The sequence below is a fragment of the Anabaena sp. AL93 genome, from assembly GCF_001672085.1.
In the GTDB taxonomy this organism is placed as follows: domain Bacteria; phylum Cyanobacteriota; class Cyanobacteriia; order Cyanobacteriales; family Nostocaceae; genus Dolichospermum; species Dolichospermum heterosporum.
Map to the genome: position 1 here is coordinate 1 of NZ_LJOU01000089.1, position 24,841 is coordinate 24,841.

The window sequence follows — 24,841 nt, forward strand, 5'->3', positions numbered from 1 at the left end:
AACGACAGAGAAAGACAAGGTATTATAGAGTTGCTGGAGACTGTCTTGGTGTCCAAATTTTCACAATTAAGCCGTCAGGAGATAGAAGCGATGTTTTTAGTCAGTGATATCAAGCAAACTAGGGTATATCAAGAAGCAAAGCAAGAAGGTAAACAAGATGAAGCAACAAACTTACTATTCCGTCAGTTATCCAAGCGATTTGGGAAATTGAGCGGTAATTACATCGAAACTATCAGCAATCTTACAATAGAACAACTAGAAGACCTGGGAGAAGCATTATTAGACTTTGTGGACATTACCGACCTAGAACAATGGCTCAAAGCCCATATAAACCTGATCTAAGCTACTTTTTTTAAATTTTAATTCTACCCTGCGGTACTGGCTTATAATTGCCAAGGGGCTAATGCTCCTGTACTTGTAAGTTCAAGGGGGATAGATGACAATTAAACGGTTGCTGTTAATTGGGCTAACTTTGTTAGCGATAATGTTGTCAGGGTTATCTTTATTAAGTAGCTGGCAAAAACCTCAGTTCCAGAGTCGTCTAGAATTGTACCAGACAAATATTGTCTTACAAGCTCAGGCATGGCAACCAGAAGACAGTAGCGACGAAAGTATTCAAACACTTCAAGAATCTATTCTCGGTGCTAATCCTAAGATGAGCGCGACAAAGCAATATCAAGAAGCGAGTGAATCTGTCAAAACTAGTTTAGAGGCGACTAATAAAAAATTAGTAAAACTGCAATCTTCGCCAGCAATTCCAGTTTCCGCAGAAGAAAAAAGTTTACAAAAATCTATCCAACAACAAGAAAAATTATTAGCAGAAGTAGATTTGCGGCTGGGAATTTTACAAGCACAGCAACAGCAAACAGACAATGCTATTAAAACTTGGAATCAATTACAGCAATCATCAAATATCAATTCTAAATATCAAGAAACTGCCCAAGTATTAAGCGGAATGTGGAGTCAACCTCCCCGGTTATTTCCTAAAGCTGAACAGCTAATTCAACAAAATTTAGATAGTTGGTTTCGTTCTACGGCATTAGAAAAATTATATCAACTTCAACAACGTCAGGAAGCTTTATCCTCTCTGAAAATTGCCCAACAAGCAGCGGCAACCCAAGCATTGTTAAAATTGGCGGTAATTGCGACTATACCCACCTTAACAGCTTTTTTAGGGCTAATTCTGCTGCTTTTCTTATTGGTTCAACGATTGCTTAAAGGTCAAGCATCCATACTAGCTACAAATGGTGATTTAGTTTGGTCAACTCCTTGGAATTGGGAAATAATTATTCAGGTTTTTGTCCTCGGATTTTTCTTAATGGGACAATTATTTATCCCCGAATTATTATCTATTTTACCTATTCCTCGTGGTACAGGAAATGCCAGAATTGAAGCTTCTGTGGTTTTAGTTAGTTATATGTTAGTGGCTTTTGGTTCTTTGTCAGTTCTATATTTTTCCATTAGGCGTTTTTTCCCTCTTCCTAACAACTGGTTTCGCTTCAATTTCTTTGGTAATTGGGTTTTGTGGGGATTCGGTGGCTATTGCACGGCTTTACCGATTGTGGTAGTAGTATCACTGATTAATCAAAAATTGTGGCAAGGACAAGGTGGCAGTAATCCACTTTTACAAATGGCACTAGAAAGCCGGGATAATACTGCATTAGGCATATTTTTCTTTACCGCAGCTATAGCTGCACCATTTTTTGAGGAGTTTCTATTTCGAGGTTTTTTATTACCATCTCTGACTCGTTATACTTCGGTTTGGGGGGCAATTTTGATCAGTAGTTTGTTATTTGCCGCTGCTCACCTCAGTTTATCAGAAATACTCCCGCTGACAGCATTAGGAATAGTCTTAGGAATAGTTTACACGCGATCGCGCAATCTACTTTCTTCTATGCTTCTCCACAGTCTTTGGAATAGTGGCACGTTAATTAGTTTGTTTCTTTTAGGTGGTAATAATTAGGGTTTGCTGAAAAAGTTGTCTGTGAGGGCTAATAGTCTGTCAACCCGAAAATGACGGGTGAAGGCAAGCAGGGGGAGAAGAGAGGTAGGGGAGGTAGGGGAGAACAGAAGTTTTTTCCGATCATTACCCGTCAAAATAAATTTGACGAACTACTAGAAGTATGGCTAACGCCACGCTGCGCTATCAGCAGGTAGGGGCGCAGGGACTGCGCCCATTCGGGAGTATGGCTAACGCTTATTGATCAAGTAAAACCCCTACTTGATGACATGATTTATAGCGGTTATCGCGCTTGATGCAATATAATCGAGGGCGCAGACCCTGCGCCCCTACAGAGTTTGCGATTGGCTGACTGTATCTCACTCAAGTGCATACCGCTATATATATAGCTCAATATTGGGTAAATACGAAACTAAGTAGGTTGGTGTTGAAAATTGTCGTTATGGCAAGGCAAAAGGCACTCATGCAAGAGGCAAGAGTGAAGAGGGTTTGGGCGATTTTACATTTCTTTACACAGTTTGGTTTTATTGTGTTCACCTACTTATATGAACAAGTTTTACAGCGATTTCCAATCATATAAGGTACATCTTAGCCCCCTCATCGCTTGCGGGGAGGGGGTTGGGGGTGGGGTTCTTGTTCCGGGTTTGATGACAATTTGCTGTAAAACAAGCAGAAGAATAAATCAAAAATAATCGGTGTAAATCCTTAAATCCTGGACATCCTGATTCTGACAATAAACAATAAAAAAATCCCCTGAAAAGATGTAAAAACAATCCTTTCAGGGGAAAATTATCAACAACCTACGCCGGGTAAATTCTTAACCGCCGATTAGGTTCATCACCAAAACTATCGGATTTGAGGCGATAATGTTCTACCAACTCATGCTGCATTTTTCGCACTTGGGAAGAACGGGGTAGTAACTCCACAGGCTGACCTTTAGGGATGACAATTTGCTCTACAGCAAGTCTAGCTTCCTCCAAAGCGTCCATTTCATCATCACTACCGTTGTGTAATAACAGTTGTAATTCTCGGTCATCGCCAATATCCGGATCATCAATATTCAGTAAGCGGCGGAGACTGCGAGTAATTTGGGGAATTGTACTGGACTTGATCACATGAATGGGTACATGACGAGCCTTAGCCATTTGTCTTAACTTAGCGTGATTTTTGACGTGCGATCGCAATGCCAAAATAGCATCTGCACTATCTAAGTCTTTGGTCAATATCACTGGCAAAGTTAGCACATTAATCACCTGTTCCAATTGGTGACGACTCACCCCATAGGGGTAAATATGCAATGGTAAATCTTCCCCATTAGGACCTGCTTGTTTACGGCTGGCAAAATCAAAACTTTCCGAGTAATTGAAAGATTCATCCAACAACCGGTCAAATTCACTGCGTCCCGTTGGTCTTTCTCTATCCAGAGATAAAGGTGGTAAAGCCACCATTTGTCCAGAAGAACGCCAACCATTAGGTTTAGCAGAGAGGAAAGATTCTTCCACATTAGTAACGTGACCATTACCATTGCCACCATTGACTACAGCCAACTGTCTAACAATACCAACCTTGCCATGATCATCAACAGTTCTAGTTTGTGGAGTAGGTTGACGACCACGTAACAACGTATCAACCGTATCAGCCACAGACTCATGAACTACCCAGCGTTGCCGTTCCAACATTTCCACAGCAATCTCAAAAGTAGGCGGAGCTTTGCGTTCCAAAACCGTCTTTTGCGAACCACGCCGTCTAGCCTCATCATCTCCCAGCGTCACAGCCTGAATTCCCCCAACCAAGTCCGACAGAGTAGGATTTTTAATCAGGTTTTCAATCTGATTACCGTGGGCAGTTCCCACCAATTGCACCCCGCGTTCGGCAATTGTCCGGGCTGCTAAAGCTTCCAGTTCTGTACCAATTTCATCAATGACAATGACTTCTGGCATATGGTTTTCCACAGCCTCAATCATGACTTGATGTTGTAACTCTGGCTTAGAAACTTGCATCCGTCTTGCACGACCAATGGCTGGGTGAGCAACATCACCATCCCCAGCAATTTCGTTAGATGTGTCAATAATCACCACTCGTTTATGCAAATCATCCGCCAACACGCGGGCGATTTCTCTTAAAGCTGTAGTTTTACCAACACCAGGACGACCCAGCATGAGAATTGATTGACCAGTTTCCACCAAATCGCGGATCATGGCAATTGTTCCGAATACTGCCCTGCCGACACGACAAGTTAAGCCAATAATCTTACCACTACGGTTGCGGATAGCACTGATCCGATGCAAAGTTTTCTCAATTCCAGCCCGATTATCCCCCCCAAAATTTCCAACTCGTTGAATGCAATCATCTATCTGTGCTTGAGTGACCGGTGTTTCGCTCAGATACTCCGCTGCATGGGGAAACCGAGCTTCAGGGCGACGGCCTAAATCCAAGACTACCTCAACTAAAATATCCCCTTTCGGATGATTCTCTAATTTTTCTTGGAGGTCTTGAGGCAAAATATCTAACAACTTTTGGAGATCTTCTGTAATCGTCATGCTTTCTATTGGTGACTTGACGTTTTTAGAGACATGGTTGGAGCGTTACTGCCCAGACTTAATCTGGGAAACGAGAGTATGGGCAAGCCTTACAGCCTCCCACAGTAATTCCGGTTCTTCTTCTAAGGGAATATTGCCTTGACTATCAGTGTTAATCACCTCCTTGTTTTCCAACTGGTCAAGAATGGGTGACAGCAATACACGAGCGTAACTACCATAGCCAACCCCGGCTATTTTGGATTTTGGATTTTGGATTTTGGATTTTAGATTGTGTTCTTCTAATCCAAAATCTAAAATCGGCAATCTAAAATCATTAAGCAGTCCCATTCCCCGCAATTTGGGAACGGTGTAGCTATTAGTGCCGCCTGCTAACTGCACATATCCCGGTAGGTTTGCTGTCAAAACTTTTTGTCCTAATTTTATTGTGGCTATGGTAGTACCATCACCAATATCACCACTCATAGAACGTCCATCAGTCTGCCAAATCAGAAACTGGGGACGGGGGACAATCAAATTGTAAATAGCTTGTAGGTAATCAATTAACCCTTCTCCATCGTTACAACTGATGGCTACCAATTTTAATTTATCTGCCCAAGGTGTCATTGCGTCCCATAACCGTTGGAATTCTGCCAACCGCCCCACTTGAGTATGAATTTCTACGGCTTCTATTCCCGTTGACATAATCAATGGTGCTATCGCTCCTGGCGTTGACACATAAGATTTTGTATAAATTATCCCATAAGGACAGATAGGAAGGCAACGGCCACAGCCATAACATTTTTCAGAAATTACTCCAGAAAAATCATCTTTGGTATTGTTAAATAAAATTGCTTGGGCTGGACAAATTTTTTCACATGGTCTGGAACAATCGCTAGGACAGTCCTGATCATTAAACTCAGCTTTCCGAAAATGGGGATCTTCACCATCATTGAGACTAACCATTAACAAAGGTAAATTACCTGTAAAAGCAAAGCCTCGCTTCTGGGCATCATCTACCAAGCTTTGGGCTACTAGTAAAGCTTCCTGGGTAGCGGCAATAACTGCCGGGTCGGCAGCCACATCTACACAGTCAGCACCTGCCAAAGTGTAGGCTAACGTGAGATTTCTGACCGCAGGAAGATGTTGATAACTGGCTCCGCAAATTAATTTGAACCAATTACCTTGTTTTAGGGATTGTAAAGGGGCTAATAAATCAGTCACATTTCCATTATGCGTTTATTTCACTGGAAATTGCAGACTGTCATCAGGAAAATTTAGATTTTTTTGTTACTAATTTTTTATTGGCATATTTCGATACTACTGCCCAGAGTGATCATTTTCCCTGCTTCCGTAACGGGAACTCTGGTATTTACACTTAATCTATAAAAATGATTAAATTGCGCTGTATTTACACAAGTAGGCATAGTTGCTTGGCGTTTTTGCCCAAAGATTTTTTGAAAGTTTGGATAAGCTTCCCCTGTATAAGAATCCCGCATGGGGACTACACAACGTTGACAAGGGTTAATTCCTAAAAAGCGGACATCTCCCACCTGAAAAGCTACTGTTTCGCCACTAGCAGTAAATAACCTATCTTCCCAAAATCCTGGGACACCATGAATTTCAATATTGGCACGCATTCGCCGCCGCATTTCATCAACATTAATACCAGAAAACCAGGATGCAACCTCTGTTAAAGTAGCTGTACTAATTACTGTTGCCCCTGGTGAATCTGTATCATCAGGAAACCCCATTGCAGTATTTTGTTGTAATTGCACAGGAAAACCCAAAAAATCGCTAACAACTGCGGCTAATGCTGGACGTTCTTCATCTAAGTTAAAAACCTGTTCTGAATGTTCACCAGGAAACTTAATCTTTAACAACCTTTGTTCTAGGGAAAACTGCGATCGCAACAAATGGATTTGCGGATAACGCTTCCCATTGACAAACCTATTTTGTCCATCAACAAAAGCAAACTCTCGGTCATACTGAAGTGCGCCACTGGAGAGAATAGTTGCTTGTTCTACTTCTATACCATCCAGTGACTTGATTGGATATAGCAAGATCTTTGCTAAATATGGGGTTTGCACTTGAGTTATACTAAAAAATTTACACTTCCTTTTTCATTCTGAAGTCCTGACAAAGGGCGCAGGCCCTGCGCCCCTACCTTCTGAATTCTTCTCTATGACATTGCTTTATGGTTGTGGAGATGAATAGGCAGGAGATTTATCAATTGCACCCATTCTATCGAGAGGCCAAAAACGAACTACAGCCCGACCAATAATATTACTACGGGGAACAACACCCCAACAACGACCATCATAACTGTTAGGACGATTATCACCGAGCATGAGGTAGTAATTTTGTGGGATAATTTCTGGTTGAGCCAAGAAAGGAGGCTTAAGTCCACTGCTGTTACAAGCTTCAACGAACGTTTGTGCAGTAGAGGATAGATAAACATCTTCCCGTAAAGGCTTGCTGTTGATATATACTTTGCCTTCTCTCAGTTCTACTTTTTCACCAGGTAAACCAATTACTCTTTTAATAAATGCTTCCCGTTCAGGATTATTCTGTATTTCTTGGGGCGGTAAAAATACTACTATATCTCCCCGTTCCGGTTCAGCAAATCTATACTTTACTTTATCAACAATAATTTTGTCTGCCTGCCATTGGTCCTTTACACCATGCAGGGTTGGTTCCATTGAACCAGTAGGAATCCAACGAGCTTCGGCGACAAAGGTACGAATTCCTAGAGCCAGAAAGATACTCAATATCATCGTTTTAACTAGCTCTACTATCCAGGAGTTATCGGGTTCTTGGCTAGAGTTTTTATCAGACGCTTGATTTTGCATGAAATTGTTGAAGTATGTTATGAGACTAGTATTGAACTCAGAGGGAGAGACTTGATATTATTAATCTTAACGAGATGGAGCAGATGGTAGGTAAATAAAGTAAAAAATCTAGTGTTTTTCTTTTATCAGCTACAAACATTCAGGTTTTTAGCTTTCTTAACTATAAACATTTTTTAACACAAAACCAAAATCGCTGATTCTTCGTGCCAATTAAGTTTACCTTAAAGAAAAAGTTATCTATCATCCATAAATAGTTCCTTTATCCTGAAAAATCTTAAATCCATGTCAAATCCACAAAGTTTACTGATTCGCCACGCTGAAATTATTTTACCCAATGGTGAGTCAATGATTGGCGATGTGTTGATAGAAGGAAGGCACGTAACCCAAGTAGGACAAGAAATTACTAATGCCACACCCACTTGTGAGATTGACGCACAAGGATTAACTTTGTTGCCTGGTGTGATTGACCCCCAGGTGCATTTCCGTGAACCGGGTCTAGAATATAAGGAAGACTTATTTACTGCCAGTTGTGCTTGCGCGAAGGGGGGAGTTACTTCCTTTCTAGAAATGCCGAATACAAGACCTTTAACCATTACTCAATCAGCTTTAGATGATAAGTTACAACGGGCAGCCCAGAAGTGCTTAGTTAATTATGGCTTTTTTATTGGGGCTACGGCGGATAATTTACCAGATTTACTTTCTGCCCAGCCAACACCGGGAATTAAGATTTTTATGGGGTCAATGCACGGAGATTTGTTGGTGAGTCAGGAAGACTCTCTAGAGGCGATTTTTGCCAAAGGAAGCCGTTTAATTGCTGTTCATGCGGAAGACCAAGAGAGAATTAAGCAACGAAAACAGGAGTTTGCGGGGATTACAGATTTGGCTGTTCATTCCCAAATTCAAGATAATCAAGCGGCATTATTAGCTACCCAATTGGCATTAAAACTTTCTAAGAAATACCAACGCCGGTTACATATTCTGCATATGTCAACCGCAGAGGAAGCGGAGTTACTGCGTGAGGATAAACCAAGTTGGGTGACGGCAGAGGTAACACCACAACATTTACTTTTGAATACTAATGCTTATAACACTATTGGTAGTTTAGCGCAAATGAATCCACCTTTGCGATCGCCCCATGATAATGAAGTTCTCTGGCAAGCTTTACGGGATGGTATCATTGACTTTATTGCTACTGACCACGCCCCGCACACCCTAGAGGAAAAAGCCCAAACTTACCCAAACACCCCTTCAGGAATGCCCGGTGTAGAAACTTCTTTACCTTTAATGTTAACCGCTGCTATGGATGGAAAATGTACTGTTGCCCAAGTTGTGCAATGGATGTCTAAAGCGGTCGCTGTAGCTTATGGTATTGCCAATAAAGGTGAAATTACCCCCGGTTATGATGCTGATTTAGTTTTGGTAGATTTAAAAAATTACCATGAAGTTAAACGGGAAGAAGTTGTCAGCAAGTGTGGTTGGAGTTCCTTTGAAGGTTGGAATTTAACAGGTTGGCCTGTAACAACAATTGTCGGCGGTGAAATTGTTTATGATCATGGTCAGCTAAATACGCAAATTCGCGGACAAGCTTTAACTTTTAGCGGGTGACAAGATAGCTAAAAATCTTTGTAGATTGCGCTTAATTATTCGATTCCATCGGTAGGGGTAAAGCAAGAGCTTCAATGGTGTTAACTTAACGAGAAAACCCATAATCTCCAAAAACCTAACCCCCCTGCCCCCTTCCCTACCAGGGAATGGGGTTTTCAAAGCCTCTCCCCGCGTCGGGGAGAGGTTTGGAGAGGGGTCAATTTATACATTCAAGACTTTTCAAACATCCTCTAAACACTCGGAAAATTTATGAGTCCGTTTTAACGGACTTGAGCTATGAGACAGGGAATTTATTCCCTGGCGGTTGTGGAAGGCAACAGATCAGCTATTTTTAAATTAAGTTGACACCATTGAAACCCCTACACCTACAGATTTTTTGTAATCTTACAAAAGTCTATTTCCTAACCTTGTTTAGTATAATTCTGTTCCATTATTGTGGTTATTATGATAATATTGCGTATATGCTGCGTAAATTCTCTGTTTTAAATTAAGATTAAAGCATCAAATTCTGGCAAATATCTAAGATGATTATGCGAAATCGGATATTTAGTATTTTACTGCTCACCTTATCTCTGACTGCCATATACCAGCTTGTATTTGCTCAAGATAGTGTCCAACAGTTATTTAAACAGGGTGAAACAGCAGAAACTGTGGGTAACAACTCCCAAGCAGAGACAATTTGGCGTAAGGTTTTGCAAGTTGAACCCAATAATGGCAAAGCTTATAACAATTTGGGTAATGCTTTACGACGACAGGGAAAATTACCAGAGGCTTTAGCAGCACACCAAAAAGCCCTACAACTCAATCCTAATGATGCAGAAGCCTATGTTGGTATAGGTAATGTATTAAATGACCAAGGTAAACTAGAGGAGGCTTTAGCGTACCATAAAAAGGCTTTACAGCTTAATTCTAAATTAGCTATTGCTTACAATGGTCTTGGCAATGCCCTGAGTGACCAGAAGAAATTAGATGCGGCTGTTGTTGCTTACCGGAAAGCTAATGAACTTGACCCTAAATATGCTATTGCTTACAATGGTCTTGGCAATGCCCTGAGTGACCAGAAGAAATTAGATGGGGCTGTTGTTGCTTACCGAAAAGCTATTGAACTTGACCCTAAATATGCTAAAGCTTACAGCAATCTTGGCAATGCCCTGAGAGGCCAGAAGAAATTAGATGGGGCTGTTGCTGTTTACCAAAAAGCCATTGAAATTGACCCTAAATTTGCTGCTGCTTACTACAATCTTGGACTTGCCCTGAAAGACCAGAAGAAATTAGATGGGGCTGTTGCTGTTTACCAAAAAGCCATTGAAATTGACCCTAAATTTGCTCCAGCTTACTACAATCTTGGCGTTGCCCTGAGTGACCAGAAGAAATTAGATGAGGCTGTTGCCGCTTACCAAAAAGCCATAGAACTTGACCCTAAATTTGCTTATGCTTACAATGATCTAGGCACTGCCCTGTATGACCAGAAAAAATTAGAACAGGCTGTTGCTGCTTTCCAAAAAGCTATTGAACTTGACCCTAAATTTGCTATTGCTTACAATAATTTAGGCACTGCACTGTATGACCAGAAGAAATTAGATGGGGCTGTTGTTGCTTACCAAAAAGCCACAGAACTTGACCCTAAGTATGCTTATGCTTACAATGGTCTAGGCAATGCCCTGAAAGACCAGAAGAAAATAGATGAAGCTGTTGACGCTTTCCAAAAAGCTAATGAATTTGACCCTAAATTTGCTGCTGCTTACAACAATCTTGGCGTTGCCCTGAGTGCTTACAATGGTCTTGGCAATGTCCTGTATGACCAGAAGAAATTAGAACAGGCTGTTGTTGCTTTCCAAAAAGCCATTAAACTTGACCCTAAATTTGCTCCAGCTTACAATGGTCTTGGCAATGCCCTGAGTGACCAGAAGAAATTAGATGAAGCTATAGAACATTTCAACAAAGCCATAGAACTTGACCCTAAATTTGCTTATGCTTACAATGGTCTAGGCAATGCCCTGAGAGACCAGAAGAAATTAGATAAAGCTGTTGTCGCTTTCCAAAAAGCCATAGAACTTGACCCTAAATATGCTGGCGCTTACAACAGTCTCGGCCTTGCCCTGAGTGACCAGAATAAATTAGATGAGGCAATATCCAACTATAAAATAGCCCTATCATTACCAGAAAATACTTCTACAACTCCAACGACTGTCCATACTGGAGCTAATAATAATTTAGGTTTAGCATTGCAAAACCAAGGAAAGTTGAAAGAAGCTATAAAACATTTCGACAAAGCCGAACAACTTGACCCCGATTATATATATACCAATAACAACAATATAGGAGCAAGAAATTTATTGACTGAACAAGAGAATAAACTAGGTAGTGTAGAAGATGACCGCCAATGGTTGCCCAAAAATGACCCCAATTTACGCGTTAAGCGTTCTGTGGTACGCATTACTGCTAAGTTTTCTACTAACAGCAAACTTCTGGGACCTGAGGTTGGGACTGGTGTAGTTATCCAGCGAGATGCCAGCAGGACATTAATTCTCACCAATCGTCATGTGATTTTTGATGGCAATGAACAGAGTAAAAATATTCAAGTGGAATTTTTCAGCCCACATTCAGCAAATAGAGTCAGAATGAGGAGAAATGCCAAATTATTGAAAATGACTCCTACAGATGAACTCGATTTAGCTGTTTTGGAAGTTAGTGATAAACTGCCAGCAGATATCCAACCTTTATCAATGTCTACTACCATCTACCCCGCAATGCCTATTCAAATTATCGGTCATGATGCCAAACTAGGTGAAGATAAATCATGGTCTGTAAAATCAGGAAAAATCAATTATCAGAACCAACAATTACAAATATCGGAGGCCGCACTCAAACGTGGTTACTCTGGCAGTCCTGTGATAAACTCAGAAAATCGCATTATAGGCATAGTTTATGCCCAAAAATCAGGTGAAAAGCAAGATTTTGCCTATCCTATATCTGTAGTTAAAAAACAACTATCCATTTGGAAAATTAATTTAGCCAAACAATGAGTTATGAATTATAAAATTCTGCTTGCCAGCCTATTAATTCTCAGCATTAATCCTCTATCTGCTGTTGCCTATTGTCCACAAGGAAATCCCCGTTCTACAGATTATATCCGCCGCCAACCACCCAACCGTTGTGAAGGCATCAAACTCGAACCGATAAGTGGTAATAGCTTGAGTTTAATTTCCATTGCTACCCGCAACATTGCCAGTTATGGTAAAACCCTAACCTTACAAGTTCCCCGCATCAAGAATGGTAACAATCCTCAAGTTATAGTCACATCATTGGATGATAATTATAACTATCAATTAGATGATTTGCTATTATCTAACAATGGTGCAAATTTCGGCTTTAGCTGGGATACTTACGTTCTCAGACAAGCTAAGATACCTACCAATAAACTCCGCGCTGTAGCATCCTATAGCCTTGGTTCTCAAAATGTCTATGTTCCCGTCACATTGGGACAAACTTCTGGTAAATACGAGTTTGTTTTTTATTCTCAAGATCGAGTTAAATTTACCAGTTTAAAAATCCTTCCACTCACAGATAAAAAAGATCAAAAGCCTGTATATAGTACATCTCGCACATCTCGCACTACCCCCAATAGTGGTGAAATTAGTTTTACATGGGATGGAAGTAAAGCTCCTGCGGGACGCTATAAGTTACATTATATTGCTTTTATTGACCGAATTAATGAACCCAGCGATCGCATTGAAAAGGAAATTGTATTTGAACATAACCCAACTTGGTTAAAATAAATCATGGGATATCGGCAAAAAGACAGACAGAAATCTTCTCACAATTCCAGATTTAGTAAGATTAAGAACTTTATTATTACTAAGTCTGGTTTAATTCGGACAAAATTTAATAATATTAATCATAATTTTCTCCAGCAATTGCCAAATCTAAAACAATATCTAATCCAGCAAAAATCATCTTTCTTGGTGATAATATTGCTTGTGGTTTTATGTATTATTACTATTGCGGCTATTGTCCCTGGAAGTCATATATTTGAAGGTAATCTTATTTTTAAAGAAATGAGTTTTACTTATGATGATAATCAACCTAAACTTTTTATCGGCAATATTAAAAATATTAAAGAACTAGAAACCGAAGGTAAGCAAAAATTAACTTTTACTGGCAGTTTTCAAAGTGAATCTTTACCAGAAATTAATAAATTAAATTCCTTAGAAATCCAACTTACAGAACGGGAAAGTAAAATAATTATTACTCCAGCCAATTCTAATATAGAAAGCGAAATTAATCTCAAGGAATTACGACTACAACCACAAACAAGAATAGCTAGACTAAATTATGATTTTTATCGTCAACAATTAGCTTTTTCTCTGCTTCCCAATTCTCAAAATAATCCCAATCCCTTAGAAATATATTTAGGTGAACAGCCTATCAAAGTTATTATAGAAGGCTATAAAATCCCTAGTTTAAAATTACCAAAATCACAAGATGATCAAGCACAATTAGAGTTTATTGTCAACCCCAATAATAAAGAATTTACCTTTAAAATTCAAGAAAATACTGATATTTATCTTACTCTATCAAAACCGCCAAAATATGAATCAGAACAATGGTTTAGAGGCAAAATAAAAACTAAAGATGTCACATTTACTCACGTAGATAAAAATGGTGGCAACCTGAGAGATGATTTAGAAATATCTACCATTGTCGAAGGTAAAATTCGCATGGCAGAACAGGATAGAGAAATTAAAGAAAATCAGTTTCTGATGGGAGAAGACACTAATAAACCGTTAAATATTCAACTTATCCGCAATCTGCAAATAATATCTGATAAAAAAGGTATAGAAGCACGTTTTTCTGGTAAAACCAAACAAATTCAAATTGGACTAGATCAAGATTTTCCTGTTTCTAGTATCCAAGGTAGTTGGTTAGATGGGGTGCTACCTCGTGATGCCATTATTGCCCTATTTTCCTTTGGCGCTGCTACAGTTGCCAATCTTCTTTCTTGGTTATTTAGTAACACCAATTCCCGCAATCCATAATATTTGTTTAACAGGAGAATGTTTAATTATATCAAGTCCGTTGTTCGTACCTCAAAATTAAATTAATTTACAGCAATAATTTCGGCTTGACGGCTGCCATTTTCACCATAGTTTAAACATACCTTTAAGTAACTATCTGGTAGATATGGCATTCGTTCAGCCCATTCAATGGCGACAATTCCCGGTGTTACTTCTATGCCTTCCCAGTAACTTTCTAGATTCAAGCCTGTCACTTCTTGAGGTTCTAGACGGTATAAATCCAAGTGATAAAGGGGAATGCGCCCTTCTGGGTACTCATTAATCAAAGTAAAAGTAGGACTAACAATAGAGTCAATTATTCCCAAACCTTTACCAATCCCTTGGACTAAGGTAGTTTTACCAGCACCTAAATCACCTTCTAGCAAAATCACACTTCCAGCAGTCAAAGTTTCTCCAAGGGTAATACCTAATTGCTGTGTTGCTTCTATATCTGGAAGGAAAATTTTATTCATTGGTAATTGGTAATTGGTAATTGGTAATTGGTAATTGGTAATGTCTAAGAGGGTGTTTGAAAAGTTTTGAATGTATAGACTGACCCCTCTCCAAACCTCTCCCCTGCAAGGGGAGAGGCTTTAAAACCCCCATTCCCTTGCAGGGAAGGGGGGTAGGGGGGTTAGGTTTTTGGAGATTACTGGTTTGATATAATACTTTTTAAACAACCTCTAAGCATTATCCAGTGTATCGGGATTAACGCCTAAATCACGCAACAGTTGTCCTAGTTGTTCAACTTTTCTTTTTGCTTCTATTGTTTCTTGTTCAGCAAGAATAACTCTTTCATTAGCCGCAGCCGCTTCTTCTGTTGGTTCAGGAATTAATTCTCCTGTTAGTGTGAACCACCTTAACCATGACTTGGGAATATCTCGAAATGTCCCTTGCCATAATCCCAAACTTAAACCTAATTCTGGCATTGGTAAGCGTCCTTCAATCATATTCATAGGTTCATAATGACCACCTACTAACTGAAATGCGCGGACTTCATTGGTGTAGCGGCTAAAAACAATATAGTAAGGAATTCTTAAAATCCGTTCATAAACTTCCCATTTTGTGGGAGGTTTACCTATCTTACTTTCCCTATTACCTAAATCTTCATCTTCTGTACCAGGAGATAATAATTCTACAACTACAAAAGGGTTTGCTGGTTCTTGCCAAGTGACATAACTTAAACGTAAATCTTGACCATTATATAATTTTGGGACTCCTACTACACCAAACCAATCTGGGCGTTTATACCATAAAGGATTTTGCAGATCATAATAAAGATTCAGATCAGCCGCACTATAAACAATTTCTGGATTCCAGTTTATGGGTTGAAATGTTAAATATAAAAGTAAAGGTTGTAAAAAATGAAAGTCGTCTGGCAAGCCTTTTTCCTCTGGGTTCTCGCTAGGTAAATCATACATTGTCGGTAAAGTTTCCCAAGGGGGAAGGGGTGGTTCAGTTTGAGAAATGATCGAAGAAGTCATAAATATTTTAGGTTGGTAATTGGTAATGGGGAAATATATTTCCCCGTCCCCAGTTTTTACTTCCCGTGATGCGCTCCACTGTACCATTTTAATAAGACTTTGGCTAGTTTTTGGGGGTCATGGCGAACAGCACCATATTCATCTTCAAATAAAATATTAGCAGGAACTATTCGCCGTCCTAATTGGGTGACAGATTCTCGGTCTAAAAAAACTGGATGGGCATTTTGTTGGGCATAACGGATAAGTGCTTGGGCTGAGGGTGTTTTTTTATGAACTAAGACAGCATCAAATAACCTTCTATTGCCACAAGCATCATCTATGGCTTGAATATGTTCAGCAACACTATATCCATCTGTTTCTCCTGGTTGAGTCATAATGTTGCAGATATAGATACGAGGTACATTGGTAGCGGCGATCGCATCGGCAATTTCTCCAACTAACAAATTAGGAATTAAGCTTGTATAAAGACTACCCGGACCAATAATAATGTAATCAGCTTCTTGAATGGCTTTAATTGCCGCGGGAACTGCCGGTGGATTTTCAGGAATACAACCAATTTTGACAATTTTTCCCGCAGCTTTGGGAATATTCGACTCACCCTCAATGCGGCGGCCATCTGCCAATTCTGCCCAGAGACGGACATCACTGAGGGTAGCAGGTAAAACTTGTCCTCTCACCGCCAAGACTTTAGAACTGGCAGCGATCGCTTGGACTAAATCTCCAGTAATATCAGTCATGGCAGTTAAAAACAAATTACCAAAACTGTGACCTGTTAAACCATCTCCTGCCCGAAAGCGATATTGAAATAATTCCGTCAGTAATTTTTCTTCATCTGCTAACGCCGCCAAACAATTGCGGATATCACCCGGTGGTAAAACGCCAAATTCTTCGCGCAGTCTCCCAGAAGAACCGCCATCATCTGCTACGGTGACAATAGCAGTAATATTAGCACTATAAGTTTTTAAGCCTCTGAGTAAAGTTGAAAGTCCAGTCCCACCACCAATAACCACAATTTTCGGACCCCGGTATAAACGACGATGTGCCAATAGGACATCTATCAACTCCTCTTCATCACCAATAGGTCTGAGAACTTCCGTAATTGAACCAACAGTGCGAGATTGTCCCCACAGCACCAACAGCACACCAGATACCAGGAGTACCGGACCGCTGATATAGTTGGGTAAAATGTCAGCCAGGAAACCCAAAAGACCTTTCAGCAATTCCAGTATCCAAAAAATCGGGGTTAATTTTACCCAAATAGCCAACCCCAAACTGGCTAAGAAAACACCCCCAATACTGATAAGTAACCAGCGTTTCACAGCTAATCCAGGAGACAACCATTTGCACCATTGGTTAACCCGATAGGAAGTGCGACCTTGGGACTGTAGCTGTAGCGAATTAATGGCTTGTTTCAGAAAACCGATAAACATACCTAATAGGGAAAGTTGGTACAAACAATATTTAACAAAAAATTTACATCACCTGGTTTCCACACTAAGGGAAAACCATCACATTTATTCAATCCTTCATAATCACCGAGTAGGGGCGCAGGGCCTGCGCCCAGTTAGGAGTCAGAAGAAGGAAATACCAATCACCAATTACCCCAGTTATCAAGAATTTTATGAAAAAGCGAATTTTAGGAATAGATCCAGGACTAGCAACTGTGGGATTTGGGGCAATTGATTGGCAGCAAAGTCAAACAAAAGAACAACAGACAACGGTACAGATGGTTGATTTTGGCGTAATTCGCACCAGTGCCGATATGGAAATGAGTCAACGACTATGCACATTATTTGACGATTTACACACCGTCATGGAGGATTTACAGCCGGATTTAGTAGCCATTGAAAAATTATTCTTTTATCGTATGGCAAATACCATTGTTGTGGCACAAGCTAGGGGTGTACTGATGTTAGTTTTAGGACAGCGTAAACTCCCTTATGTGGAATTTGCACCTCCCCAAATTAAGCAAGCTTTAACGAATTATGGTAAAGCAGATAAGTCAGAAGTGCAAGAGGCTGTGATGCGGGAACTGGATTTAGATGAAATTCCTCGACCTGATGATGCGGCAGATGCTTTAGCGGTAGCATTAACGGCTTCGTTTCAGTTGTGATTCGTATAAAAATAGAATAGTTAATTTAGTTTCCTCACAGGTACAAATAAAAGCCTTTGGTAAGGAACAATTATTTAGCGGTGTTAGCAAGATCTCAGCCCTGGCTGATCCGGGAAATGATGTAATTGAACTAAGTAGGTTGGCGTTGAAAATTGTCGTTATGGCAAGGCAAAAGGCACTCATGCAAGAGGCAAGAGGCAAGAGGGTTTGGGCGATTTTACGTTTCTTTACACAGTTTGGTTTTATTGTGTTCACCTACTTATCAGATAGTTTATCAATTACCACCGATATTGATGGCGGAAGTGGAGACGATATTATTTCTGGTGGCGCTGTTGGTGATATCCTCAAAGGTGGAGAAGGTAATGATGTTTTAGATGGCAGAGCAGGTGATGACATCCTTTCTGGCGGTGATAATAACGATCAATTACAGCGATTTCCAATCATATAAGGTACATCTTAGCCCCCTCATCGCAAGCGATGAGGGGGTTGCTGCTTGGGGAGATTACGATAATAACGGTACATTAGATTTGTTATTATCTGGGGAAGCAAAAGTTACGCGATCATCACTTACTTTGGATGGAGTTAATGATTATGGCAGTATTCCTAATTCCGACAAAATCAACTTTAATACTAATGATAATTTCAGCGTAGAAACTTGGGTTAAAGCAGATCCAAACCAGCCTGATCAACAAAATAAGACTTATTTTGACAACCAGATCCTCGAAAAATGGAATGGGCTAGTACACTGCGGCGTAAGTGAATGAACCATTTTCAAGCCTTGTAATCAATCAAATTTTCGGAAGTTTTAATGGTTGTGTTATTTACGCCAACCTGTACTAAGTAGGTGAACACAATAAAACCAAACTGTGTAAAGAAACGTAAAATCGCCCAAACCCTCTTCACTCTTGCCTCTTGCCTCTTGCCTTTTGCCTTGCCATAACGACAATTTTCAACGCCAACCGACCTAGCATCTTTTTTGGAGATGTCTATTAGGCCAAGAAATAAACTTTGCTGATTGTTTAACAATTTCAACGGATCAAAAATATCTTTTGTTAAATATATAAATAAAAATGTAGCGCCAGGTATTTTTGGCTGAATATTGGGTATAAACCAGAAAAATACAGTTTTTTAAACTTGAAGTTAAAGCGGTCAAAATTCCACCTCAACAATCATTTTCCAACTTACCCCATATTACAGTTATTACCTTGACGCTGCTTATTAGACGTTCCTTTTCTGGGTATCACGCCAAACTTCGGTCATCCTTCCCCAGTTAGTGCTAAATTCATCCAAACCCATAATAGTTCCCGGTCTTTCCTCATCCCAAGAAGCGGAAAGAACACCATAGGTAATTCCCAACACACCTAAACCAAACAATCCCATATTCACCAATAAAACGGCGATAGGGGGAAGTTGGATATCAGCCAAGGTAACTAGTAGATAGCTAACTACCAAACTAGTAATACCTAAAAATGTGGGGACACCACAAAACCCAGCCACTCGGCGAATCATGCGTTGACTGACCACTTCAGGAATCGCCATTTCTTGTTTAGAATAACGGCGTTTCTGTTGCGATTTTTCTTGAGGTTCTTTGGTTTTGATAACGGGTTGACTAATAGCCTTAGCGGGTTTTGGACGCTTTTTGTTTGGCTCGAAAGGCAATGGACTACGTTCCGATTCTTCAGCAGCCATAAGAATTAGTTCCTAACCGCGAATACCAAGACGAGTAATTAAAGCTTTATATTTTTCTTGACTACCTGCTTGGATATAAGCTAGAAGACGCTTTCTTTGGCCAATCATCTTCAATAGTCCTCTACGGGAGGAATGGTCTTTCTTATTAGCTTGCAAATGTTGACTGAGGCGGTTAATGCGGTCAGTTAGCATTGCAATTTGGACATCAGCCGAACCAGTGTCGGTTTCATGAACTTGATATCCAGAAATGAGTTCTTGTTTGCGCTGTTGCGTCAGAGCCATGATCGGTTAAATTGTGATTGTTTTTAAATTTGTGTAGCAGTTTCCTATAATATCACACCCATCCATTGGTGTGGCAAATTCCTCTAGGACTCTTGACACTCTTAGGGCTTAACAATAGTAATGAAATTAAAGCCTCTCATTTTTCAACTTTTCTCTACCGACCATAGAGAAATTTGACCAGCCATAGAGCGAGCCAGCCTAATAGAGCATACACGATGATTGCAATTAGGACATTGATATCAAAAACATTCGCTCCACCTCCAGCAACAGGACTAATTAACAAGGTGGAAAATGGCGCAATGAAGGGATCAGAAAGATTGTAAATAAACTGGGCAAAAGTATTTTGCGTATTTGCCCCGGAAAAACGTAGAAAGAAGCGTAACATCAGCAGGATTTCCAGCATTCCCACTAGAAGGTAAATGCTATTGATAATCCAGGCAAATATAGATCTGCGTTTGCTAGATTCAAGTCGTCCCTCCTCCTGTTGCAATCGGAAAGTTTCTTCTTCACTGCGAAGTTCTTGCCTTCGCGCAGAATTGCTTCGTTCATGAGGATTTCTATTCATAAGTTTGAGATTTTTATTAATATGGCTATAACTTCAGTGCTTGTATTCAAACCTCAGATACCTCAGATACAGCCTTGCATCCTCAAAAATTAGACTATGCGGCGACCAATTAGTAAATTGTAAACTATTCCAATTAGAGCTAAAACTAAAAGCAGATGAATTAAGCTACCTCCGACATGAACCGAGAATCCTAACAGCCAGAGGACAAAGAGTACAACAGCAGCCGTCCAAATTAGATTAATCATATTTGCCTTTATTATATAGTGTGTTACTACAGAAGTCTTTGGTTATGCAAATATCTTATCTGAACATGATTAAATCTCAATCCTCAAGAAGAGATAGTCCAACAGAAAGAGAACAAATTTCATCATCAGCACTCTTTTTTTTGGCGAAGATATTGAGGAGAGAGACGGTATTTTTGCTGCTGTTGCTAAATCTTGAATCGAATCTAATATTACTCCGGTGATTTGAGAGCTTGATCTAAAACTTGTCTAGCTTGTTCTGCTTTTCCCCTCGCTTCCTGGTAACGCAGATTAGCTTGAGCAAAATTTTTGAGAACTTTAAAACCTTCTTTAAGATGGGTTATTTCTTCCTCGGTGACAGATTTATCGGAAAACAGGACATCAATGGCTTGACGAATTTCTAAGGCTTCGGTGCGTGATTCTTGGACTTTTAACTTCAGGGAAGCTAAATTACTGAGAATTTGCACTGCTTGGGTAATTTCGTCTTCACGGCTAGAAGTATCTGTAGTTGGTTCTTTCACCTCAATTAATTGTTGCGGACCAAATCCCTCTTCTAGTTCCGTTGGTAATTCACCAGCCTCCATGAGTTCCATTAACTGATCCATGGCTTTATCACGGGCTTTAGCGGAATCTTTACCAGGAACTGTAAGGATAAGTTCTGGGCTTTGAGCGAGACTGTACTGAACCATAGGTGTATATATAAATCCTATCTAATTTGTGAAAAGTATGATGGCAACTAAGAACCGCAAAGAAAAGAAATTTCGCTTCAATTATACTGAATAAAGGTAAACCAAAATATAACAAAAGGGAAGATTTATGACTCCCAATCCCGCTATTATGCGTTCTGTGGAACAACTAGGCTACCGAGTCACGGTTGGTGATGTAGCCACCCAGATAGGATTAAATATAGCTGAAGTCAATCAAAGTTTATTAGCCCTTGCTGCTGACGCTGGGGGACATTTACAGGTTGCAGAATCAGGTGATGTTGTTTATCAATTTCCTCGCAATTTTCGAGATATTTTACGCAATAAATATTTGCAAATACGGTTGCAGGAATGGTGGAAAAAAGTTTGGTCTGTGCTATTTTATCTGATTCGGATTTCCTTTGGCATCCTTTTAGTTGCTTCTATCTTGCTGATTACTGTGACTATCATCATTATTATGACTGCTAGTTCAGATCGGGATGATGATAATCGCAGTAGTTCTAGAAGTAATAATTTCTTCTTTTTTCCGGATTTATTCTGGTATTTTAGCCCAAATTATGGTGATACCCGGCAAGAAAGACGGAGGGAACGGGGCGAAGGTAGTGAAATGAATTTTTTTGAGGCTGTGTTTTCATTCTTGTTTGGTGATGGTGATCCTAATGCCAGTTTGGAAGAACGCCGTTGGGAAGAAATTGGGGCTGTGATTAGTAATAATCAAGGTGCTGTGGTTGCAGAACAAATTGCTCCTTATTTGGATGATGTTGGCGAAAAATATCAACAAGAATATGAGGATTATATGTTGCCTGTGCTGGTAAGATTTAATGGAATGCCCCAGGTAAGTTCTGACGGGCAAATAGTCTATTATTTCCCAGAGTTACAAGTAAGAGCTAGTAAAAAGCAACGGCGTTCAATATCTGAATATCTCCATGAATTTTCCTGGAAGTTTAGTGCAGCTAGTTCTGGGCAAATTCTCCTCAGTGCTAGTTTAGGAGGAGTGAATTTTGTTGGAGCTTTAATTTTGGGCAATTTATTAAGAAATGGCACAATTGCGGCTCAAATTGGCGGATTGGTGGCTTTTGTGCAGGGTATTTATGGATTGTTATTGGCTTATGGTACAGGGTTTATTGCTATTCCCTTAATTCGGTATTTCTGGATTAAGCGACGCAATGATCAGATTTCTACTCGCAATCTTCAACGCCAAGAACGGGCTAGATTATTAGCGGGTGCGGATGCTTCTTTACGGAAAAAAATCGCTTTTGCTCGTGAATTTGCCACAGAAAAAGTTATTGGTAAGGAAGATGCTGTTTATTCCACAGATACAGATTTACTCGAACAGGAATTTCAGAATAAGCAAATAGGTGATTAGTAATTAGTCATTAGTCATTGGTCATTGGTCATTGGTCATTGGTCATTGGTCATTGGTCATTAGTCATTGGTCATTAGTCATTGGTTGTTATGCTCAAAACGGTTGAGAGATGGACTTTTACGAAATTACGAAAAACCTAGATTTGTAGGGGTAAAGCAAGAGCTTCATTGGTGTCAACTTAACGTAAAACCTCTATCCCGCAAAGAACTCAAGTCATCTCATTCCCAGTCTCTGACTGGGAATGAATTCTAGAAGGCTCTGCCTGCCTTCAATAATATTAGAGGCAGAGCCTCATCAACTGCATTCCTAGTCAGAGACTAGGAACGAGATGTGGTAGGGATTTGAGCTTAAGTTGACACCAATGAAGCTCTTGCTTTACCCCTACAAATCTAGGTTTTTCGTAATTTCGTAAAAGTCCAGGTCCCAACCGTGTTTAGTATAAGCCGTGTTGGGTATAATAAATATCTCTATCTTCCCTGTGTAAGCGTTCACAGGGGTACTTGGTGACTTAAATACCGTGAAATAGAATGTGTGAAGTAGTTACAGCTATGAAAATCACAAGTTAATCCATCTGGAGTACAAATGAATAACTACGCAAAACATAGTCGTATTTATGACTTATTTAGGGGCAGAAATTTGTGGGAGTAAAGATGGAGAAGGTTGACCCTCACGCTTGGCACTGATAGCTGAAGTCATGAACTCCAAAACATTCCGATGTTGAGAACGAAGAGTAGTAACAACAGTTAACATTCTGGACACAAAGATACTACCAGCTTGGGATTGAGAACCAAAACTAGTCCGTCTCCAAATAACCGCCGGACGGATAGCACGTTCAGCCGCATTATTTGTGGGTTCAACATCTTCAACTTGGACAAACAACCACAGAGCAGGTTCAATCTTTAAGAGTTGGCGACAAGTTCTCACAGTTTTTGCCAGTGGAGTGTTCTCTTTACTACCAATCTCATAATTAGCAGCCTCCAGTAAAGTAGACTTGAGAGAATTGCGAATTGGTTCAACTGCTAATTGAAACCCGCACCGGGTTAAAGTTCCATCTCTAACTTGATACCAAAGGTCAAATAATTTTTCAAGTTGTTCTAGAAGTGCAGTCCCGATTTGCTGGGATACTCCACTGCGCTCGGATATTTTGATAAAATCTCGTTTCAAGTGCGCCCAACACACTTGTCTTCGTTCTGTGTCTACCCAGTTGTATGAGGCATAACGATCTGAGGTTAACCTGAGTTCGACGGAAGAGAATAACTTACAAGTGTTGACTGGAAAGAGTTTCAGGATTAAATGAATTTTTAGCGGTTATCAATAATTTCCGGTTATTGACAATTTCTTGGGAATAAATAATATAAATTGTAAATTTTTCTTAAAAACCATTAAATAACATTACTAATCATACTCAAGATTGTACCAAAGATTTAAGAATAAAGTAGTTGTTTGAGCAAGGAAAAATGGACAATGGAATTAGAACAATTATTTTGTGCAATAGATGATTTCTGTTTGGATTTTGAAGCAAAATTGAACTCAGAACTAATTTCGAGCCAGTCACAAAAAAGAAAAAGAAAAAGTCGCTTATGTTTAAGTGAAGTCATGACTATTATTGTTCATTTTCACCAATCAAGTTATCGTAATTTTCAGGACTATTATCAAAAAAGCATTTTAACAAACTACCACAGATATTTTCCATCTTTAGTGAGTTATAATCGCTTTGTTGAATTAATGCCTGATGCTTTACTGCCTTTAATTTGTTATCTTAATAGTCGAAAAGGTCAATGTAGTGGCATCTCTTTTATTGACAGCATGGGTATTCCTATTTGTCATAATAAAAGAGCAAAAAGAAATAAAGTTTTCCGTGGCTTATCGGGCTGGGGCAAGAGTTCTGTGGATTGGTACTTTGGATTTAAACTTCATTTAATTATTAATGAACAAGGCGAATTATTAGCTTTTCAAGTTACTCCCGGAAATGTTGATGACCGGAAACCAGTTCCTACTTTGGCACAAAATTTATGGGGAAGACTTTTTGGAGATAAAGGATATATTTCTAAAAGTTTATTTCAGGAACTATTGGAAAATGATGTGAAATTAATTACTCCTTTTAAGAAGAATATGAAGAATAAATTAGTTGAATTGTGGGAAAAACTTATGTTAAGAAAAAGAGCTTTAATTGAAACTGTCAATGACCAACTATGGCTACGCCACGCAGGCTATCAAAATATTTCCCAAGTTGTTCATTCTCGTCATCGCAGTATTTATAATTTTATGGTTAATATTATTGCTGGTTTAATTGCTTATACTTGGCAAGATAAAAAACCTTCTTTAAAATTAGATAAACATGAAGTAACTTCTCTACCAGCTTTATTAATTTAATTATTTTCATGCAATTAAATTGTGAGTCCAAAA

The 24,841-nt window shown here is 39.5% G+C and carries 23 protein-coding genes and 1 pseudogene; 11 read left to right on the forward strand and 13 right to left on the reverse strand.

Annotated elements, in window-relative coordinates; genetic code table 11:
- Together AN486_RS20590 and AN486_RS20595 are read left to right on the forward strand one after the other, a co-directional pair.
- A partial coding sequence (locus AN486_RS20590; protein ID WP_290602369.1) for a DUF4351 domain-containing protein occupies positions 1-342 on the forward strand: 342 nt, incomplete at its 5' end.
- Positions 343-436: 94 nt separating this feature from the next.
- Positions 437-1,963: a CPBP family glutamic-type intramembrane protease gene (locus AN486_RS20595; RefSeq protein ID WP_290602370.1), complete on the forward strand. Its 1,527-nt coding sequence runs from the start codon at positions 437-439 to the stop codon at positions 1,961-1,963.
- Positions 1,964-2,760: 797 nt separating this feature from the next.
- Here the strand turns inward: AN486_RS20595 and AN486_RS20600 are convergent.
- The 4 genes from AN486_RS20600 to lepB form a co-directional block, all read right to left on the reverse strand.
- Positions 2,761-4,500 carry a R3H domain-containing nucleic acid-binding protein gene (locus AN486_RS20600; protein WP_027401132.1) on the reverse strand — a complete coding sequence of 580 codons (1,740 nt, stop codon included), beginning with the start codon at positions 4,498-4,500 and terminating at the stop codon, positions 2,761-2,763.
- A gap of 45 nt (positions 4,501-4,545) precedes the next feature.
- Positions 4,546-5,700: a circadian clock protein LdpA gene (gene ldpA, locus AN486_RS20605; RefSeq protein ID WP_168635420.1), complete on the reverse strand. Its 1,155-nt coding sequence runs from the start codon at positions 5,698-5,700 to the stop codon at positions 4,546-4,548.
- Positions 5,701-5,777: 77 nt separating this feature from the next.
- On the reverse strand, positions 5,778-6,566 hold the full coding sequence (locus AN486_RS20610) for an MOSC N-terminal beta barrel domain-containing protein (protein WP_168635419.1): 789 nt from the start codon (positions 6,564-6,566) through the stop codon (positions 5,778-5,780).
- Between the two features lie 105 nt (positions 6,567-6,671).
- The gene (lepB, locus tag AN486_RS20615) at positions 6,672-7,328 is read right to left on the reverse strand and encodes a signal peptidase I (protein ID WP_053539903.1); all 657 of its coding nucleotides are present in this window, start codon (positions 7,326-7,328) and stop codon (positions 6,672-6,674) included.
- Between the two features lie 282 nt (positions 7,329-7,610).
- Between lepB and AN486_RS20620 the strand changes: the two genes are divergently transcribed.
- The 4 genes from AN486_RS20620 (at position 7,611) to AN486_RS20635 (ending at position 13,972) form a co-directional block, all read left to right on the forward strand.
- The gene (locus AN486_RS20620; protein ID WP_290602375.1) at positions 7,611-8,933 is read left to right on the forward strand and encodes a dihydroorotase; all 1,323 of its coding nucleotides are present in this window, start codon (positions 7,611-7,613) and stop codon (positions 8,931-8,933) included.
- Between the two features lie 524 nt (positions 8,934-9,457).
- On the forward strand, positions 9,458-11,959 hold the full coding sequence (locus AN486_RS20625) for a serine protease (protein ID WP_290602377.1): 2,502 nt from the start codon (positions 9,458-9,460) through the stop codon (positions 11,957-11,959).
- Positions 11,960-11,962: 3 nt separating this feature from the next.
- Positions 11,963-12,712 carry a hypothetical protein gene (locus AN486_RS20630; protein ID WP_290602379.1) on the forward strand — a complete coding sequence of 250 codons (750 nt, stop codon included), beginning with the start codon at positions 11,963-11,965 and terminating at the stop codon, positions 12,710-12,712.
- A 3-nt stretch (positions 12,713-12,715) separates the two neighbouring features.
- Positions 12,716-13,972 (forward strand): hypothetical protein, encoded by a 1,257-nt coding sequence (locus tag AN486_RS20635; protein WP_053539907.1) that lies wholly within the window; start codon positions 12,716-12,718, stop codon positions 13,970-13,972.
- A gap of 62 nt (positions 13,973-14,034) precedes the next feature.
- On the opposite strand, the gene tsaE is transcribed toward AN486_RS20635, so the two are convergent.
- The 3 genes from tsaE to yvcK all read right to left on the reverse strand — a co-directional run bounded on the left by tsaE (position 14,035) and on the right by yvcK (position 16,904).
- Entirely contained in the window at positions 14,035-14,463 is a 429-nt protein-coding gene (tsaE, locus tag AN486_RS20640) for a tRNA (adenosine(37)-N6)-threonylcarbamoyltransferase complex ATPase subunit type 1 TsaE (RefSeq protein WP_053539908.1), read from the reverse strand.
- A 210-nt stretch (positions 14,464-14,673) separates the two neighbouring features.
- Entirely contained in the window at positions 14,674-15,474 is an 801-nt protein-coding gene (locus tag AN486_RS20645) for a Uma2 family endonuclease (RefSeq protein ID WP_053539909.1), read from the reverse strand.
- Between the two features lie 56 nt (positions 15,475-15,530).
- Positions 15,531-16,904 (reverse strand): gluconeogenesis factor YvcK family protein, encoded by a 1,374-nt coding sequence (yvcK, locus tag AN486_RS20650; RefSeq protein WP_290602381.1) that lies wholly within the window; start codon positions 16,902-16,904, stop codon positions 15,531-15,533.
- A 191-nt stretch (positions 16,905-17,095) separates the two neighbouring features.
- Between yvcK and ruvC the strand changes: the two genes are divergently transcribed.
- From ruvC to AN486_RS20665, 3 genes are all read left to right on the forward strand, one after another.
- Entirely contained in the window at positions 17,096-17,587 is a 492-nt protein-coding gene (ruvC, locus tag AN486_RS20655; RefSeq protein ID WP_053539911.1) for a crossover junction endodeoxyribonuclease RuvC, read from the forward strand.
- A 145-nt stretch (positions 17,588-17,732) separates the two neighbouring features.
- A complete protein-coding gene (locus AN486_RS20660) occupies positions 17,733-18,035 on the forward strand; it encodes a hypothetical protein (RefSeq protein ID WP_233455400.1) in 303 nt (100 codons plus the stop codon).
- Positions 17,962-18,351, forward strand: a complete 390-nt coding sequence (locus AN486_RS20665; protein ID WP_290602384.1) for a hypothetical protein — start codon at positions 17,962-17,964, stop codon at positions 18,349-18,351. Before AN486_RS20660 ends, AN486_RS20665 begins: the two co-directional genes overlap by 74 nt.
- Positions 18,352-18,805: 454 nt before the next feature.
- On the opposite strand, the gene AN486_RS20670 is transcribed toward AN486_RS20665, so the two are convergent.
- From AN486_RS20670 to AN486_RS20690, 5 genes are all read right to left on the reverse strand, one after another.
- Positions 18,806-19,276, reverse strand: a complete 471-nt coding sequence (locus AN486_RS20670; RefSeq protein WP_168635410.1) for a PAM68 family protein — start codon at positions 19,274-19,276, stop codon at positions 18,806-18,808.
- Positions 19,277-19,288: 12 nt separating this feature from the next.
- Positions 19,289-19,558, reverse strand: coding sequence for a 30S ribosomal protein S15 (gene rpsO, locus AN486_RS20675; protein WP_027404050.1), 270 nt, complete (start codon positions 19,556-19,558; stop codon positions 19,289-19,291).
- A 154-nt stretch (positions 19,559-19,712) separates the two neighbouring features.
- Positions 19,713-20,123 (reverse strand): YggT family protein, encoded by a 411-nt coding sequence (locus AN486_RS20680; RefSeq protein ID WP_053539917.1) that lies wholly within the window; start codon positions 20,121-20,123, stop codon positions 19,713-19,715.
- A gap of 89 nt (positions 20,124-20,212) precedes the next feature.
- Complete coding sequence (locus tag AN486_RS20685) at positions 20,213-20,368, reverse strand: lmo0937 family membrane protein (RefSeq protein ID WP_148762249.1); 156 nt, start codon at positions 20,366-20,368, stop codon at positions 20,213-20,215.
- Positions 20,369-20,577: 209 nt separating this feature from the next.
- Positions 20,578-21,054, reverse strand: a complete 477-nt coding sequence (locus tag AN486_RS20690; RefSeq protein WP_053539918.1) for a hypothetical protein — start codon at positions 21,052-21,054, stop codon at positions 20,578-20,580.
- Between the two features lie 127 nt (positions 21,055-21,181).
- On the opposite strand from AN486_RS20690, the gene AN486_RS20695 reads away from it, so the two are divergent.
- Entirely contained in the window at positions 21,182-22,435 is a 1,254-nt protein-coding gene (locus tag AN486_RS20695; RefSeq protein ID WP_053539919.1) for a hypothetical protein, read from the forward strand.
- A gap of 618 nt (positions 22,436-23,053) precedes the next feature.
- Here AN486_RS20695 and AN486_RS20700 read toward each other — a convergent pair.
- Positions 23,054-23,668 (reverse strand): annotated as a pseudogene (locus AN486_RS20700) (transposase); the annotation flags it as partial.
- A gap of 231 nt (positions 23,669-23,899) precedes the next feature.
- On the opposite strand from AN486_RS20700, the gene AN486_RS20705 reads away from it, so the two are divergent.
- Entirely contained in the window at positions 23,900-24,808 is a 909-nt protein-coding gene (locus AN486_RS20705) for an IS982 family transposase (protein ID WP_053539920.1), read from the forward strand.
- Positions 24,809-24,841: the final 33 nt, after the last annotated feature.

Bases quoted from the DNA above. Each gene is read 5' to 3' on its own strand.
- AN486_RS20685 (WP_148762249.1), bottom strand. From the start codon at position 20,368: ATGATTAATCTAATTTGGACGGCTGCTGTTGTACTCTTTGTCCTCTGG.
- AN486_RS20620 (WP_290602375.1), top strand. From the start codon at position 7,611: ATGTCAAATCCACAAAGTTTACTGATTCGCCACGCTGAAATTATTTTA.
- AN486_RS20695 (WP_053539919.1), top strand. From the start codon at position 21,182: ATGACTCCCAATCCCGCTATTATGCGTTCTGTGGAACAACTAGGCTAC.
- ruvC (WP_053539911.1), top strand. From the start codon at position 17,096: ATGAAAAAGCGAATTTTAGGAATAGATCCAGGACTAGCAACTGTGGGA.
- AN486_RS20625 (WP_290602377.1), top strand. From the start codon at position 9,458: ATGATTATGCGAAATCGGATATTTAGTATTTTACTGCTCACCTTATCT.
- AN486_RS20645 (WP_053539909.1), bottom strand. From the start codon at position 15,474: ATGACTTCTTCGATCATTTCTCAAACTGAACCACCCCTTCCCCCTTGG.
- AN486_RS20670 (WP_168635410.1), bottom strand. From the start codon at position 19,276: ATGGCTGCTGAAGAATCGGAACGTAGTCCATTGCCTTTCGAGCCAAAC.
- rpsO (WP_027404050.1), bottom strand. From the start codon at position 19,558: ATGGCTCTGACGCAACAGCGCAAACAAGAACTCATTTCTGGATATCAA.
- AN486_RS20665 (WP_290602384.1), top strand. From the start codon at position 17,962: ATGGCAGAGCAGGTGATGACATCCTTTCTGGCGGTGATAATAACGATC.
- AN486_RS20680 (WP_053539917.1), bottom strand. From the start codon at position 20,123: ATGAATAGAAATCCTCATGAACGAAGCAATTCTGCGCGAAGGCAAGAA.
- AN486_RS20630 (WP_290602379.1), top strand. From the start codon at position 11,963: ATGAATTATAAAATTCTGCTTGCCAGCCTATTAATTCTCAGCATTAAT.
- AN486_RS20635 (WP_053539907.1), top strand. From the start codon at position 12,716: ATGGGATATCGGCAAAAAGACAGACAGAAATCTTCTCACAATTCCAGA.
- yvcK (WP_290602381.1), bottom strand. From the start codon at position 16,904: ATGTTTATCGGTTTTCTGAAACAAGCCATTAATTCGCTACAGCTACAG.
- tsaE (WP_053539908.1), bottom strand. From the start codon at position 14,463: ATGAATAAAATTTTCCTTCCAGATATAGAAGCAACACAGCAATTAGGT.
- AN486_RS20690 (WP_053539918.1), bottom strand. From the start codon at position 21,054: ATGGTTCAGTACAGTCTCGCTCAAAGCCCAGAACTTATCCTTACAGTT.
- lepB (WP_053539903.1), bottom strand. From the start codon at position 7,328: ATGCAAAATCAAGCGTCTGATAAAAACTCTAGCCAAGAACCCGATAAC.
- AN486_RS20705 (WP_053539920.1), top strand. From the start codon at position 23,900: ATGGAATTAGAACAATTATTTTGTGCAATAGATGATTTCTGTTTGGAT.
- AN486_RS20600 (WP_027401132.1), bottom strand. From the start codon at position 4,500: ATGACGATTACAGAAGATCTCCAAAAGTTGTTAGATATTTTGCCTCAA.
- AN486_RS20595 (WP_290602370.1), top strand. From the start codon at position 437: ATGACAATTAAACGGTTGCTGTTAATTGGGCTAACTTTGTTAGCGATA.